The 14,938-nt window shown below is 49.6% G+C and carries 15 protein-coding genes; 8 read left to right on the top strand and 7 right to left on the bottom strand.

What is annotated here, in order from left to right; translation table 11 throughout:
- Nucleotides 1-60: 60 nt before the first annotated feature.
- From alr to ACPAOP_RS04545, 4 genes are all read left to right on the top strand, one after another.
- Nucleotides 61-1,185, top strand: a complete 1,125-nt coding sequence (alr, locus tag ACPAOP_RS04560; protein WP_423709473.1) for an alanine racemase — start codon at nt 61-63, stop codon at nt 1,183-1,185.
- A 63-nt stretch (nt 1,186-1,248) separates the two neighbouring features.
- Complete coding sequence (locus ACPAOP_RS04555; protein ID WP_423709472.1) at nt 1,249-2,541, top strand: D-amino acid dehydrogenase; 1,293 nt, start codon at nt 1,249-1,251, stop codon at nt 2,539-2,541.
- Nucleotides 2,538-3,089 carry a hypothetical protein gene (locus tag ACPAOP_RS04550; protein ID WP_423681465.1) on the top strand — a complete coding sequence of 184 codons (552 nt, stop codon included), beginning with the start codon at nt 2,538-2,540 and terminating at the stop codon, nt 3,087-3,089. Before ACPAOP_RS04555 ends, ACPAOP_RS04550 begins: the two co-directional genes overlap by 4 nt.
- A 27-nt stretch (nt 3,090-3,116) precedes the next feature.
- Nucleotides 3,117-4,676, top strand: a complete 1,560-nt coding sequence (locus tag ACPAOP_RS04545; RefSeq protein ID WP_423709471.1) for a sigma-54-dependent transcriptional regulator — start codon at nt 3,117-3,119, stop codon at nt 4,674-4,676.
- Here the strand turns inward: ACPAOP_RS04545 and ACPAOP_RS04540 are convergent.
- The 7 genes from ACPAOP_RS04540 to ispB form a co-directional block, all read right to left on the bottom strand.
- Nucleotides 4,673-4,855, bottom strand: coding sequence for a DNA gyrase inhibitor YacG (locus tag ACPAOP_RS04540; RefSeq protein WP_423681463.1), 183 nt, complete (start codon nt 4,853-4,855; stop codon nt 4,673-4,675). The two genes, ACPAOP_RS04545 and ACPAOP_RS04540, sit on opposite strands and share 4 nt — an antisense overlap.
- Before the next feature lie 9 nt (nt 4,856-4,864).
- Nucleotides 4,865-5,620: a cell division protein ZapD gene (zapD, locus tag ACPAOP_RS04535; RefSeq protein WP_423681461.1), complete on the bottom strand. Its 756-nt coding sequence runs from the start codon at nt 5,618-5,620 to the stop codon at nt 4,865-4,867.
- A 115-nt stretch (nt 5,621-5,735) separates the two neighbouring features.
- Nucleotides 5,736-6,371 carry a dephospho-CoA kinase gene (coaE, locus tag ACPAOP_RS04530; RefSeq protein WP_423709470.1) on the bottom strand — a complete coding sequence of 212 codons (636 nt, stop codon included), beginning with the start codon at nt 6,369-6,371 and terminating at the stop codon, nt 5,736-5,738.
- Nucleotides 6,371-7,234 (bottom strand): prepilin peptidase, encoded by an 864-nt coding sequence (locus ACPAOP_RS04525; RefSeq protein WP_423681458.1) that lies wholly within the window; start codon nt 7,232-7,234, stop codon nt 6,371-6,373. The genes coaE and ACPAOP_RS04525 overlap by 1 nt, the downstream gene beginning before the upstream one ends.
- Nucleotides 7,234-8,460: a type II secretion system F family protein gene (locus ACPAOP_RS04520; protein ID WP_423681457.1), complete on the bottom strand. Its 1,227-nt coding sequence runs from the start codon at nt 8,458-8,460 to the stop codon at nt 7,234-7,236. The genes ACPAOP_RS04525 and ACPAOP_RS04520 overlap by 1 nt, the downstream gene beginning before the upstream one ends.
- A 15-nt stretch (nt 8,461-8,475) precedes the next feature.
- Entirely contained in the window at nt 8,476-10,215 is a 1,740-nt protein-coding gene (gene pilB, locus ACPAOP_RS04515) for a type IV-A pilus assembly ATPase PilB (protein ID WP_423681455.1), read from the bottom strand.
- A gap of 247 nt (nt 10,216-10,462) precedes the next feature.
- On the bottom strand, nt 10,463-11,443 hold the full coding sequence (gene ispB / locus ACPAOP_RS04510) for an octaprenyl diphosphate synthase (protein WP_423709469.1): 981 nt from the start codon (nt 11,441-11,443) through the stop codon (nt 10,463-10,465).
- A gap of 285 nt (nt 11,444-11,728) precedes the next feature.
- Between ispB and rplU the strand changes: the two genes are divergently transcribed.
- The 4 genes from rplU (at nt 11,729) to proB (ending at nt 14,932) form a co-directional block, all read left to right on the top strand.
- Nucleotides 11,729-12,040 (top strand): 50S ribosomal protein L21, encoded by a 312-nt coding sequence (gene rplU, locus ACPAOP_RS04505; protein WP_186882810.1) that lies wholly within the window; start codon nt 11,729-11,731, stop codon nt 12,038-12,040.
- A 42-nt stretch (nt 12,041-12,082) separates the two neighbouring features.
- On the top strand, nt 12,083-12,340 hold the full coding sequence (gene rpmA, locus ACPAOP_RS04500) for a 50S ribosomal protein L27 (RefSeq protein ID WP_423709468.1): 258 nt from the start codon (nt 12,083-12,085) through the stop codon (nt 12,338-12,340).
- A gap of 149 nt (nt 12,341-12,489) precedes the next feature.
- A complete protein-coding gene (obgE, locus tag ACPAOP_RS04495) occupies nt 12,490-13,602 on the top strand; it encodes a GTPase ObgE (RefSeq protein WP_423681449.1) in 1,113 nt (370 codons plus the stop codon).
- A 211-nt stretch (nt 13,603-13,813) separates the two neighbouring features.
- Nucleotides 13,814-14,932, top strand: a complete 1,119-nt coding sequence (proB, locus tag ACPAOP_RS04490; RefSeq protein WP_423709975.1) for a glutamate 5-kinase — start codon at nt 13,814-13,816, stop codon at nt 14,930-14,932.
- Nucleotides 14,933-14,938: the final 6 nt, after the last annotated feature.

Genomic DNA, 14,938 nt, shown 5'->3' with positions numbered 1-14,938 from the left:
TGGCACGGGCATTGCTATGAATACTCATCATTTTCCCGGTAGCGATGGAGTGCGAAGAACATGCAACAAGTAGCTGGAAAGAGTGGCGCGGTACTGCGTATTGATTTGCAGGCGGTGCGGGGCAATTACAGGCTGCTGCGCAGCAAACTCGGCACTGCCCATTGCGGCGCTGCGGTCAAAGCCGATGCTTATGGGTTGGGGGCAATCCCGGTCGCGCAGGTGTTGTACGATGAAGGTTGCCGGCATTTTTTTGTCGCGCATCTTGAAGAGGCCATCAGCTTGCGTCCGCATTTGCCGGAGGCGGCTGAGATCATTGTGATGCACGGCTCGCCAGTGGGATATGAAGCTGAATTTCTGGCGCATCGTTGCGTGCCGGTGCTGAACAGCCGCGAACAGATTCAGGCGTGGCGCAATCTGGCTGCGCAAAAACAAACCGCGTTACCTGCGATTGTCCAGTTTGATACTGGCATGGCGCGCATGGGCTTGTCTGCGGCTGAAGTGGCGGCATGGCGCGCCGATCCTGATTTTATTCAGGGTATTGATGTGCGATATGTGATGAGCCATCTGGCCTGCGCTGAAGACCAGAGTAATCCTATGAATCGTCAGCAACTTCAACGTTTTCAGCAGATTCGTCAATTGGCTCCTTCTGCCGGTGGTAGTCTGGCAAATTCTTCGGGCATTTTTCTGGGGCCTGATTTCCACTTTGATCTGGCGCGCCCCGGTGCGGCTTTATACGGTATCGCCCCGGTTGCGGGGCTGGAAAATCCTTTACTCCCGGTGGCGTACTTGCAGGGGCGCATCATTCAGACCCGTGAAATTTCTGCCGGTACCACTGTCGGCTATGGCGCGACATGGCAGGCCAGCGAAACGACCCGCATTGCGACGGTGGCGGTCGGCTATGCCGATGGCTGGCTGCGTAGTCTGAGTAACCGTGGTATTGCACAAATCGCCGGGTGTGATGTGCCTATGGTGGGTAAGGTATCGATGGATACGATTACGCTGGATGTGACACAGATCGCCAGCGAACACTTACAGCCGGGGGCGCTGGTGGATCTGATTTCCGCAACCAATACAGTCGATGCCGTTGCCGGTAAAGCGTCCACCATCGCTTACGAAATTCTGACCAGTCTCGGTGCGCGGTATCAGCGCGAGTATACAGACGGTAAACCAGACGGCAAACAATAGACGAACAACAGACGAACAACGCATCCGCGCTTAATTCAGTATTCAGTATCCAGGAGAAATAATATGAAAGTAGTGATCCTCGGCTCCGGCGTCATCGGTACCACCTCCGCCTATTTTCTGGCAAAAGCCGGGCATGACGTCACGGTGATCGACCGTCAGCCAGCTGCAGCGCTGGAAACCAGTTATGGCAATGCTGGTGAAGTATCGCCAGGTTATTCGTCACCATGGGCCGGACCAGGCGTACCGCTGAAAGCGATCAAATGGCTGATGATGAAACATGGGCCGCTGGCGATACAGCCGACGCTGGATCTCAATACCTGGCGCTGGGTCATGCAGATGCTGATGAATTGTACAACCGCGCGCTACGAGGTGAATAAAGGCCGTATGTTGCGCATGGCGGAATACAGCCGTGATGTGCTGCAGCAATTGCGCGCGGATACAGGCATTTCTTATGATGAGCGCACCCAGGGCACCTTGCAGTTATTCCGGAATCAGGAACAGCTTGATGGTGCCGCTGCCGATATCGCCATTCTGAAACGCTATGATGTGCCTTACGAAACGCTGGATAAAGCGGGTTGCCTGAAAGTGGAACCAGCATTAGCGAATGTGCAGGAAAAATTTGTCGGTGCCTTGCGTTTGCCTGGCGATGAAACCGGCGATTGCTTTAAGTTCACGCAGAATCTGGCAAAACTGGCAGAAGGGCTGGGTGTGCAGTTTAAATACGGCGTGACGATACAGAAACTGGTACACGAAGGCGATGAGATTACTTCTGTGATCACGTCGGAAGGCGAATTCAAGGCGGATCGTTATGTGCTGGCGCTGGGCAGCTATTCACCTTTCCTGTTGCGCGATCTGGGTATCAAAATTCCGGTGTATCCGATTAAAGGTTATTCGATTACGGTGCCAATCACCGATGCGACACGTGCCCCTGAATCCACGGTCATGGATGAAACTTACAAGATTGCGATTACCCGCCTCGGTGATCGCATCCGGGTTGGCGGAACGGCTGAAATTGCCGGCTATAACCTCGATCTGCGCAAAGAGCGTCGCGAAGCGCTTGAGTTCTCGGTCAATGATTTATTCCCCGGTGGCGGCGATGTCAGTCAGGCTGAATTCTGGACCGGTTTGCGCCCGATGACACCGGACGGCACACCTATCGTTGGCCCTACACCTTACCGTAATTTATTCCTGAATACCGGTCATGGCACGCTGGGCTGGACGATGTCATGCGGTTCCGGCCAGTTCATTGCTGATATCGTGTCAGGTAAGCGTCCGGCAATTTCTACCGAAGGTTTGTTCATGGATCGTTACGGCAGTGTCAATCGTCCTGTTGTGATGCCTCAGGGACTGGTATGAGTCAGTTTGAACAATTGCTGTCATCAACGCAGATATTTGCAGATGCGAATCTGAATACGCGTTTTTACACGGCAATTGAGCTGCTGGCGCAGATCATGATGGAGATGCCGAGAGCGACGAGTATCAGCAGTCTGGTGGAAACGACAGGAAAGTCGCCGCGGCTGATACGTTCTATCCTCTCGACTCTGAGTCAGAATGGTCTGGTCGGGCGCGACAGTAAAGAGAAAGATGCCTGGCATTGCCGCGACTGCAGCAAGCTCTTTACACTGGCAGACGTTTATCGTTGCTTTGTGGAAGCCGAAGAGCGCGCTATGTGTAAAGCTGCCGAGAGTGAGGTACGCCTTGCCGGAGACGGCTTGCGCTCATGCCGTAACCCTAGCCAGCAGAGCGTGGATCTGTTACTGATACAGGTCAGGATGACAGTGAACCGCGCCGTGCTGGAGCAACTCGAGCAATTTGATCTCGGGCGCTTGCGCGGCCTGGCGGCAACAAATAGTTTTCGCAGTCACTACGCACGTCCGCGTGACTATACTCCTGAGCCGCATTAATTTTCCACCACATTCATTCATCAATTCATGCGCATTAATATTCAGTTTCGTGACCGGGTTGGCATCGCACATGAAATTCTGGCGGTGCTGGCCAGGCGCGGTCTGAATGTCATTGCAGTGGAGGTTGACCCGCCCCATATCTATATCGACAGCCCGGAGCTGCTGGACTATATGCTTCCTGCCTTGCAGGAAGATTGTCAGAAAGTGGATGGTGTTGGTCAGATTGAGGTGATAGATGTGCTGCCGGGTATTCGTCGCCGTTTGCATCTGGACACCATGATGGCTGTTATGGAAGACCCTGTGTTGGCGGTTGATGGCAGCGGTAATCTTGTCATTGCTAATGCCGCTGCGGCGGCCGTTGCGGGGATGGATGAAGCAGCGCTGTGCAGACTGACCCTGAGTCAGGTGCTGGATGACGCGGCGCTGCAAGAGGAGCTGATTGCGAACGGTTTTCGTATTCCCAGCCGCGAAGTGACTTTGTATGGCGAACCTTTCTTTATGGATGTGACACCGGTATCGGAACCCTTGCTTCCCGAGCTGGCTCCTTTATCGCGCTCCGTTGGTGCCGTGCTGACGTTTCATGCCCCGACCCGTATCGGCGGCAGAATTCATGCCTTGCAGAATTCCGCCGGCAGTGGCTTTGACTTGCTGATCGGCGAGTCCGAGCAGATGCGTGTTCTGAAAAAACGTGCAGCCCGTATGGCGGTAGTGGATGCGCCTTTGCTGATAACAGGTGAAACCGGCACGGGTAAAGAGTTACTTGCGCAAGCCTGCCATGGTGTCAGCACCAGAAGTAACGCGCCTTTTCTTGAGCTGAATTGCGCGGCATTACCTGAGAGTCTTGCTGAAAGCGAGTTGTTCGGCTACATGTCCGGCGCCTTCACCGGCGCGCAGCGTGGTGGCAAACCCGGCTTATTTGAAATGGCCGATGGCGGCACCGTTTTTCTGGACGAAATCGGTGAGATGTCATTGTATCTGCAGGCGAAATTATTACGTTTTTTGAATGACGGTAAGTTTCGTCGTATCGGTGGCGATAAAGAAGTCAGGGTGAACGTGCGTATCATCAGTGCGACACACAGGAATTTGCCTAAGATGGTACAAGAAGGCTTGTTTCGTGAGGATTTGTTTTACCGCCTGAATGTTCTTCATCTGGAGATGCCAGCGTTACGTGACCGGCCTGATGATATTTTGCTGTTGGCCGGACATTTTATTGAGCGCGCCTGCACACAGTCACAAAAACCGGTTTGTCGCCTGAATTCGTCTGCCTGTGCTGCACTGGTATCGAATCGCTGGCCGGGCAACGTCCGGCAGTTGCAAAACGTCGTATTCCGGGCAATTACGATGTCGGATCAGCGGGTACTTGGCGCTGCTGATGTGGATTGGGCGGAGGGCAGCATCAGTGCTGATGAGGTCAATCTGGATGCGGCAGAGAACTGGGATTTGTCGGTATCTGCGTTTGAACGGGCGCTGCTTGAACGCCTTTATCCACAATATCCTTCGAGCCGCAAACTGGCCGCCCGACTGGCGACTTCTCATTCCATGATTGCGACAAAATTACGCAAATACGGCATACCGCAAAAGCGTTAATTCAAAGCGTTTTCTTCGGGGTCTTCCGGCAAGTTGACAGCGGGAATGGTGTATTTTTCTTCAGCCCACGCGCCAAGGTCGATTTGCTTGCAGCGTTCCGAGCAGAAGGGACGCCACAGGCTGCTTTCTTTCCATTCCACCTTGTTACCGCAGGTGGGGCAATTGACAAATGTCGCCATGATCAGAAATTAAAAATTGCAGAGGGTGAGATCGAAGGCAATGTCGCTCTCAAATGCTTTGGGTTTCATATCGCCGTCTTGTGACATGAAGCGTATCCAGAGCATATATTTGTTGGCTGAAATTTCAGGAATAGCGCTAGTCTCACGAGCGACATTGACGCGCAGGAGTTGGTACACTTTTCCCTGTAACATCTGCTGATAACTACCGGCTTGCGCAATGACTTTGCTGGTAGTACCTGACTCCCGCAAAAGACGTAACACCACATTGATGGCATCAAACAACGGGGCGATCGGTGCAAACCAGGCGGTAATGTCGGCAAATCGCTTTTCAGTCGTGTTTTTTTGCCAGGCGTGATAGCTGGGCAAATCGAATTCACATGCGCCACCGGGAATAATAGTACGGCCACGTATGCTCATCAGCCATTCATTGTCACGAATATTTTGTCCGGTCTTTCCGGTACAGGCAATGAGTGCACTGCTGACGCGATCGACATCGTCAAGCACTTTATCCAGCATTTCTGCCTGCACATTGGGATTGGATTTGAAGCCGATTAGGGTGTGTTTTTGTCGCTCAAGCTCTTGCAGTAAATCGGATTTCAGATCGGCACGACCTGCCACTTCCAACATTTCAAAAATGGTTGCAAGCGCGATGTGATGTTGCAGAGGGTCTGGCTGATGCAGGAAAAAAGTAAATTTTTCGTACAGGTCTTCCAAACGCAATAGCGTTCGAATACGCTCGTTGAAAGGGTATTCGTAAACAATCAAAATAGTATCCCTGTTTAAATTTATGCCAACTCTAGCTTCACGTGATTCTGAACCATACTGTCAGAAAATACAAATGCCACGTGAATTTTTTTTGTTCTCGCCGGGAATTATTTCATCACACTTTTTTATGATGATTGTTTATTAATGATTTTGCCAGAGATTGATATTTTTCATGTAGCACTCTGACCTGGTCGCTGATTAAACTCAGATCGCCGTCATTAAAGATCAGATCATCGGCGGCCTCCTGCCTTTGCTGGCGGCTCGTCTGTGCCCGCATGATGGAACGTACCTGTTCCTCACTTAAATTATTTCGCGTCATCACTCGGCGAATCTGCGTTTGCTCTTCACAATCAATCACCAGGATACGACTTACCTTGTTGCGCCAGCTTGCTGATTCGACCAGTAAAGGAACGACAAAAATGAGATAAGCGCCGGTGGCCAGAGACGCCGCTTTTTCGGTTTCTTGGCGTATCAGAGGATGAAGGATATTTTCCAGCTTTTGTTTTTGCTGGTTGTCAGCAAAGACCAGCTCACGCATTCTGGTTCTGTCCATCGCGCCATCGTCAGTCAGATATTTATCTCCGAACTGTTCACGTATCGAAGGCATGGCCAAGCCGCCAGGCTGAGTCAGTTGATGCGCTATGACATCGGTGTCAATAATGCTCGCACCAAACTTGGCAAACATATTCGCAATGGTTGTTTTACCGCTGCCTATCCCTCCTGTGAGGCCGACCGAAAATCGCCCGGTCATCAGAAGCTTCCCAGGTACATGGCGGACAACTGTTTTCCCCAGAATAAAGCAATTAAGCCAGCGCCGGCAAGGTAAGGTCCGAACGGAAGCGGGGTATTTTTCCCCATTTTTGACATGACGATCAGAGCAATGCCAACGACAGCGCCGACAACGGATGACAGTAGGATGATGACAGGGAGCATACTCCAGCCCATCCACGCTCCGAGAGCTGCCAGCAGTTTGAAGTCGCCATAGCCCATGCCTTCTTTTCCGGTTGCCAGTTTAAACAGCCAGTAAATTGACCACAATGATAGATAGCCAGCCACCGCGCCTATCACTGCCGACGACAAAGAAGTGAAAGTTCCATTCAGATTGACCAGCAAGCCCAGCCAGAGCAACGGGAGCGTCAGATCATCCGGTAATAATTGCGTATCTGCATCGATCAGTGTCATCGCAATTAAGAAATAGGCAAAAAACATGGCAGATAATCCCGCAATACCGCTGCCAAAGTGCCAGATCATACCTGCGCTCAGCAAGCAAGTGACCAGCTCAACCAGCGGATAGCGAATCGAAATAGGCGATTTACAACTCGTGCATTTGCCGCCGATGAGCAGATAACTGATGATGGGGATATTTTCCAGCGCCGTGATTTTGTGCCCGCAATGAGGACAGGCAGAACGCGGTACCGTCAGGTTATAAGGTTCCTGATGAGGTAATTCCTTGCCGGTTTCATGCGCAATATAGTTATCCGATTCTTGCTGCATCATCTTGGGCAGACGATAAATCACGACGTTCAGAAAACTGCCGACCAACAACCCGAAAAGGCCTAATACGAGCGTGCTGATGACATTTCCGGGTTGTGCAAAAAAAATTTCTTCTAACATCAGACGACAGAACCCAGTTTGAAAATTGGTAAATACATCGCGACGACCAGACCACCGATAATGACACCCAGAATCACCATAATCAGTGGTTCCATTAAGCTCGATAAAGACGCAACGGCCTCATCGACCTCTTCCTCGTAGAAGTCAGCAACTTTTCCCAGCATATTATCGAGTGCACCTGATTCTTCGCCGATCGCAACCATCTGTGTCACCATCGTAGGGAAAACATTTGCATTTTGCATGGCGACTGTCAGGCTGGTACCGGTACTGACCTCCGTTTGAATTTTTATCGTAGCGTCAAGATACACTGCATTGCCCGCAGCACCGCCAACAGAGTCCAGTGACTCAACCAAAGGAACGCCGGCCGCAAACATGGTTGCCAGAGTACGCGTCCAGCGAGCAATTGTCGCTTTTCTGATCACGGCGCCGAAAATAGGTGCCTGCAACAGCAGCCTGTCCATGGTGCGTTGCATTTGTAAGGAGCGTCTCCAGGTCTGAAAGAAAAAATAGATGACCGCAAAAAGACCACCGAAAATCATGTACCAGTATTTGACAAAGAAATCGGATATCGCCATAACAAACAAGGTCGGCGCAGGCAGATCCGCTCCGAAACTGGTGAAGACTTCTTTGAATGCAGGCACCACCCAGATCATGATCACGGCTGTCACAACAAACGCGACAGACAGAATCGCAATCGGGTAGGTTAATGCAGATTTAATTTTTTTCTTGATCGACTGGGTTTTTTCTTTGTAAATCGCCAGCCTGGTCAGCAAGTCTTCCAGAATACCGGCTTGCTCACCAGCACCCACCAGATTACAGAACAGCGGATCAAAATATAAAGGAAACTTTCTGAATGCCTGATTCAGACTGGTCCCTGTTTCTACATCGCCGCGAATGTCCTGCAGCAGTTTGGATACTGAGGGGTTGGCATTTCCTTTGGCAACAATATCAAACGACTGCAACAATGGAACCCCTGCCTTCATCATGGTCGCAAGCTGACGTGTGAATAGGGTAATGTCCGCATCGGTAATTTTTTTACCTGAACTGTAAGTTTTTTTCTTCAGCTTGGTAACCAGAATCCCCTGACGCCTCAGCGTTGCATTAACAATCGCTTCTCCGCCCGCACGTAATTCTCCCTGCACTGTCTTACCGAATTTATCTTTACCTTCCCAGGCATAGAGAACGTCTTTCGTTTTTTTTATAGGTTTGGCGGAATTAGTTGCCATGTAACTGCTCTCCGATTATTCGTTAGTACATCCGAGTACTTCTTCCAGACTGGTTAAGCCCTGGCGCACTTTCATCAATCCAGACTGACGCAAATTACGAACGCCTTCCAGTTGCGCCTGTTCTTCAATTTCCATAGCGCTGCCATTGTTCAGAATAATGCGCTCAATCGCTTCTGAAATTGGCATCAGCTGATAAATGCCGACACGTCCTTTATAGCCATTTCCATTGCAGCGATCGCATCCGACGGGCTCATAAGGTTTCCAGGTTCCGTCCAGATCTTCTTCTTTGAATCCCGCTGCCAGCAGCACTTCATCAAGTATTTCCGCCGGACGTTTGCAAGTACAAAGGCGGCGAGCCAGACGCTGCGCAGTAATGAGAATGACGGACGAAGCAATATTAAAGGGTGCTACGCCCATGTTCATCAGACGAGTCAGGGTAGATGGCGCATCATTCGTATGCAGTGTTGAAAACACCATGTGACCGGTTTGTGCGGCTTTGATCGCGATATCTGCGGTTTCCAGATCACGGATCTCACCCACCATAATCACATCAGGATCCTGGCGAAGGAATGACTTTAACGCTGCAGCAAAGGTAAGGCCGGCTTTATCATTGACGTTAACCTGATTCACACCTGGCAGGTTAATTTCAGCAGGATCTTCCGCAGTGGAGATGTTGATGCCAGGTTTGTTAATCACATTCAGACAAGTATACAAAGATACAGTTTTACCTGAACCTGTCGGCCCGGTTACCAGCACCATGCCATACGGACGCTGAATCGCATTCAGCAGAATTTCTTTCTGATCCGGATCGTAACCCAGCGCATCAATCCCCATTTGTGCCTGCGATCCGTCGAGAATACGCATAACGATTTTTTCGCCGAACAATGTTGGTAGCGTGCTGACACGAAAATCGATGGATTTGTTGGCGTTCAGAACCAGTTTCATCCGGCCATCCTGAGGTATTCTTTTCTCAGAAATATCGAGCTTGGAAATAACTTTGATACGTGATGACAGCTTATCCTTGATAGCCAGCGGGGGCTGGGCGATTTCCCTTAATTCTCCATCGACCCTGAAGCGGATACGGTAAAATTTTTCGAACGGTTCAAAATGCAGATCAGATGCTCCCATATTGATAGCATCGACCAGCATTTTTTGTAAAAACTTCACGATAGGGGCGTCATCGACCTCATTCGCCTGCGCATCAGCTGCGGCCGCTGCTGCTGACTGACCTAAATCTTCTTCTTTAAAATCAAGATCGAATTCATCCGCAGACAGGTCACTAAGACTTTGCTCTGACGTCTTGCTGATTTTATCCAGCAATTTCAATAACGCATCATGCTGCACCATGATGAGTTCTATGCCCAGGCTGGTCTGAAATTTAACCTGATCGAATGCAGAATTATTGGTTGGATCTGATACGGCCAGCGCCAGCTTGTTTCCTTTTTTGGCAATAGGAACGAGGCGCTGCGTTTGCATCAGTTTTGAGTCGACCAGTTTGTCTGGTATCAGGCCCTCATCAATTGCCGATAAGTCGAGCAGCGGGTAGCCAAATGTTTCTGAACAAAACGTAGCAAGGTCCCGAGAGCTGATCAGATTGCTTTGCAACAGCCCGTCGATAAATCCCGTTTTTTCCGTCTGTGTTTTTTTTACTATGGTGTCGGCTTGTGCCGCAGTCAGCAAATTACCTTGCATTAAAGCCCGGGCCAGTCCCGGTGTAGTTGCTTGCGGCGCAGTGTTTGGTGGAGCAGCGGACATAGTGACTTATGGGTTAAGTTTGCAAAATGAATGAGTTGCTTTGCGATGATGCAACTGAAGCTCTTTTTTGTAAAGATATGCTACTTTTTTTTACATCTGAGCTGCGGTCAGTTAACTGAACTGTTGTCTTTGTGTGTAAGTATGCAGCAAAAATACTTCTGGAATCAGGTGGTGCACAAATAAAACGAGGCAAGCACATTTCTGTGTTTGCCTCGCATCGCATACTATTTGAATGAGTTTTTAACGCTCAGTGATTGCGCTGAACCGCGAACTGACTCAGGATGAGAAGTGCTTCTTTGTAAGGAGAATCAGGTAAGTGAGTGACTGCTGCTGATGCCTTAAGCGCTGCTTCCACTGCTTTTTCTTTCGTATAATTCAGGGCGCCCGACTGCGTAATGGCATGTAAAATTTTATCGAACTTGGATTCATCACCTTGTTCTATACACGTGCGCACCAGTTCCTTTTCTTCTGCTGTGCCATGTTTCATAAGGTAAATCAGAGGCAAGGTCGGTTTGCCTTCACGCAAATCATCGCCGACGTTTTTTCCAATTTCTTCAGCATTTCCCGTGTAATCGAGTACATCATCTATCAGTTGAAATGCGGTACCGATGCTGCGGCCATATTCTGCCGCTGCTTCCACCTGATCTTCATTCGCTCCGGCGATAAGCGCACCGACCTTGGCCGACGCTTCAAATAATTTGGCTGTCTTTGAGCGTATCACCTGCAGGTAACGTTCTTCGGTGACGTCCGGATCGTGCATATTGAGCAGTTGCAGCACTTCGCCTTCAGCGATCACATTAGTGGCATCAGCGACCACTTGCATAATCGGAACGCTGCCAACTGACACCATCATCTGGAAGGCACGTGAGTGCAAGAAGTCACCGACCAGAACGGACGCAGCATTACCAAACAAGGCATTGGCAGTCTGACGGCCCCGGCGCAGCGATGATTCATCTACAACATCGTCATGCAATAAAGTGGCGGTGTGGATAAATTCTATTGTTGCAGCCAGATCATGATGATATTTACCCTGGTAGCCATACGCATTTGCAATCAATAACACCAGCACTGGACGCAGGCGTTTACCGCCGGCGCTGATAATATATTCGGCAACCTGATTGACCAGTGGCACATCAGAATAGAGTTGCTGACGAATAACTCCGTTGACCGCGGACATGTCCGCGGCGATCACTTCGGTGAAAGGGGTTGGGTTTGCAGTGGCTGACAAGGGGGAATCCTGCTAATTAATTCAAGACCGCGAGATTATACGACGACAAGATCAAATTTGCGCTGTAACAGAGTATGCAATTCGCCAGATTGCTCCTGTTTTCTTAATTCTTCTTTAAATTTCTCAAGCCGCTTTTGACAGCGTGACTTTCTCTGCTGAAAAAATATGCAAATTGTTTTTGACGCTAGGTCTAAGTCTATGTATAATTTGAGGTTTTCCCGAATTCCCAAGCTGGTTTTTGAGGTGCGGGCGAAAATCCCTTTTATTTATTTGATGAGGTTTCACATGTACGCGGTCATAAAAACCGGCGGCAAACAATATAAAGTTGTCGCTGGTGAAAAACTTAAAGTAGAACAGATACCTGCAGACATTGGCTCCGAAATCACCATTGATCAAGTGCTCGCATTGGGTGCTGGAGAAACAATTAAATTTGGTACTCCATTGGTCGCAGGTGCTACGGTGCTGGCTAAGGTAGTAGATCACGGTCGTCACGACAAAGTACGTATTTTCAAAATGCGTCGTCGTAAGCATTACCAGAAGCGTCAAGGCCACCGCCAGAACTACACTGAATTGCAAATCGTATCTATCAACGGCTAATCCTCGGTTATCTGTTAATTACCTGTATCAAGGAGCTATTAAATGGCACACAAAAAAGGCGGCGGCACCACGCGCAATGGCCGTGACTCAGAGTCGAAACGCTTAGGCGTTAAAGTTTACGGCGGCCAGACTATCAATGCTGGCGGTATTATTGTTCGTCAACGCGGCACACGTGTTCACCCAGGTGAAAACGTCGGTATGGGCAAAGATCACACTTTGTTCGCGCTGGTTAACGGTAAAGTACAGTTCGCTGTTAAAGGTGCTTCCAAGCATCAGTACGCAATTGTTGTTGCAGCTTAAGTTTTGAAGTAATTCAGGCTAAGGCGCAAGCCAGTATGATAAAAAGGCTCTGCCATTGGTAGAGCCTTTTTAGTTTCAAGAAATCCTGTATAAATCGGTTGTTCCATCTGGGTAGCAAAGATTTATACAAGCTTTTTTAGGTGGTAAAAATGAAATTTATTGACGAAGCCAGAATTGAAGTGATCGCCGGCGATGGTGGCAATGGAGTTGCCTCTTTCTGCCGTGAAAAATTCCGTCCATTCGGTGGTCCCGATGGTGGTGACGGCGGTCGTGGCGGTAGTATCTGGGCGGTTGCTGATCGTAATATCAACACTCTGGTTGATTATCGCTATTCAAAACTGCACAAGGCAAAAGATGGTGAAAATGGCCGGGGTGCGGATTGCTACGGTAAGGGGGCTGATGATATTTTCCTGCGTATGCCGGTGGGAACCGTCATTTCAGACCGCAATACAGACGAAGTGATCGCTGATTTAACCGAGCATGGTCAGCAGGTAGAATTGGTCAAAGGTGGCGAAGGCGGATGGGGCAATATCCATTTCAAAACCTCAACCAATCGCGCTCCGCGTCAGCGCACCGAAGGTAAAGAGGGCGAGCGGCGTGAGTTACGTCTTGAATTGAAAGTGCTGGCTGACGTTGGTTTGCTTGGATTGCCGAATGCGGGTAAATCCACATTCATTACCGCCGTATCCAATGCACGTCCTAAGATTGCAGATTATCCGTTCACGACTCTGCATCCGAATCTGGGTATGGTGCGTGTCAGTCATGAAAAGAGTTTTGTGATTGCCGATATTCCGGGTCTGATCGAAGGTGCTGCGGACGGCGTCGGACTGGGAGTGCAATTTCTGAAGCATCTGCAGCGTACCGGTCTTTTGCTGCATATTGTTGATCTGGCACCGTTTGATGATAACGTTGATCCTGTGAAGGATGCGAAAGCTCTGATCAAAGAGTTGCGTAAATATGATGAGAGTTTGTATAACAAGCCACGCTGGCTGGTATTGAATAAGCTCGATGTTCTCAGCGAAGAAGAGCGCAAGAAAAAAGTCAAAGACTTTGTCAAACGTTTCGGCTGGAAAGGGCCTGTCTTTGAAATTTCTGCACTGAACCGCGAAGGTTGCGAAGATCTGGTGATGGCGATTTACAAAGACATCGAAGAGAAGCGTACACAGGAACAGCGTTCGCAAGAGACGAAGATGAAGGAAGAGGCGCAGGGGATTTTATCTATTGATCCTGATGATCCTCGCTTTAAAGTCTGGGACGAGTAATCAAAAAAGCCTGAATTTCAGGCTTTTTTTTCGCCTGCTACTTTGTCAGGCATAGGGAAATGGATTCCTGATTCATATTGAAATAATATCTTTGCAGGATATTGGTATGAAAAGAAAAGCGAAGTCTGAATTTAATTTAGTTTAATCCTGCTAACTCCACATAAAGTATAATTTAAGACTTTCCCTCCCATTGATGGTGGTTTTATTCTTTATGCATTCTGTGATCCGGCAAGCCAAACGGCTGATAATCAAAGTAGGCTCTTCGCTAGTAACAAATGACGGCAAAGGTATCGACAAGGTCGCGATAGAACGGTGGGCTGTGCAGATCGCCGCATTGCGGCAAATGGGAAAGGAAGTGGTTCTGGTCAGCTCTGGCGCAATTGCAGAGGGGCGGCAGCGGCTGGGTTTTGAAAAGCGGCCGACCGGAATACATGAGTTGCAGGCCTGCGCCGCTGTTGGTCAGATGGGGCTGGCACAGATATATGAAAGCAGCTTTCGCGCGCACAACATCGGTACGGCGCAGATTTTACTGACGCACGCGGATCTGGCTGATCGTGAACGTTATCTGAATGCCCGCTCTACCTTATTTACCTTGTTGCATTTTGGTGTCGTTCCTATCATCAATGAAAATGACACGGTGGTCACCGACGAGATCAAGTTTGGCGATAACGATACTCTGGGAGCACTGGTTGCCAATCTGATCGAAGCCGATGCGTTGATTATTCTGACTGATCAGAAAGGTTTGTATACTGCAGACCCACGAAAAAATCCCGACGCAACATTTGTCCATGAGGCGAAAGCTGGGGATTTAACACTGGAAGCGATGGCTGGAGGTGCCGGTTCCAGCGTTGGTAGCGGTGGCATGTTGACAAAAATTCTGGCTGCCAAGCGTGCAGCGAGCTCCGGAGCGCATACCGTGATTGCCTGGGGGCGTGAAGAGAATGTGCTGGTCCGGCTGGCGAACGGCGAAGCCATCGGTACGCAACTGGTTTCCGACATGGCACCGATCGCCGCACGCAAACAATGGCTGGCGGATCACTTGCAAACTGCAGGCACCCTTGTCCTTGATGCTGGTGCCGTGCAGAAGTTAACGCAGGATGGTAAATCTTTGTTACCGATAGGCGTACTGGACGTCATTGGTGAATTTGGCCGCGGCGAAGTCGTTACTTGCGTAGATGAAGCAGGGCAGGTGATTGCGAGAGGCTTGTCAAACTATGCGAGTGCAGACGCAAGAAGGATCAAGCGCCATCCTTCATCTGAAATTGCTGCCATTCTTGGTTTTGTTGAAGAGCAGGAGCTGATACATCGGGATAATCTGGTTGTGCTGTAAAAAAAG

Origin of the sequence: Undibacterium sp. WLX3042, from assembly GCF_049544825.1 — a bacterium.
GTDB lineage: Bacteria > Pseudomonadota > Gammaproteobacteria > Burkholderiales > Burkholderiaceae_D > Undibacterium.
The sequence above is the reverse complement of the archived record's forward strand: the minus strand, read 5'-3'. Positions and strand labels throughout refer to the sequence as shown.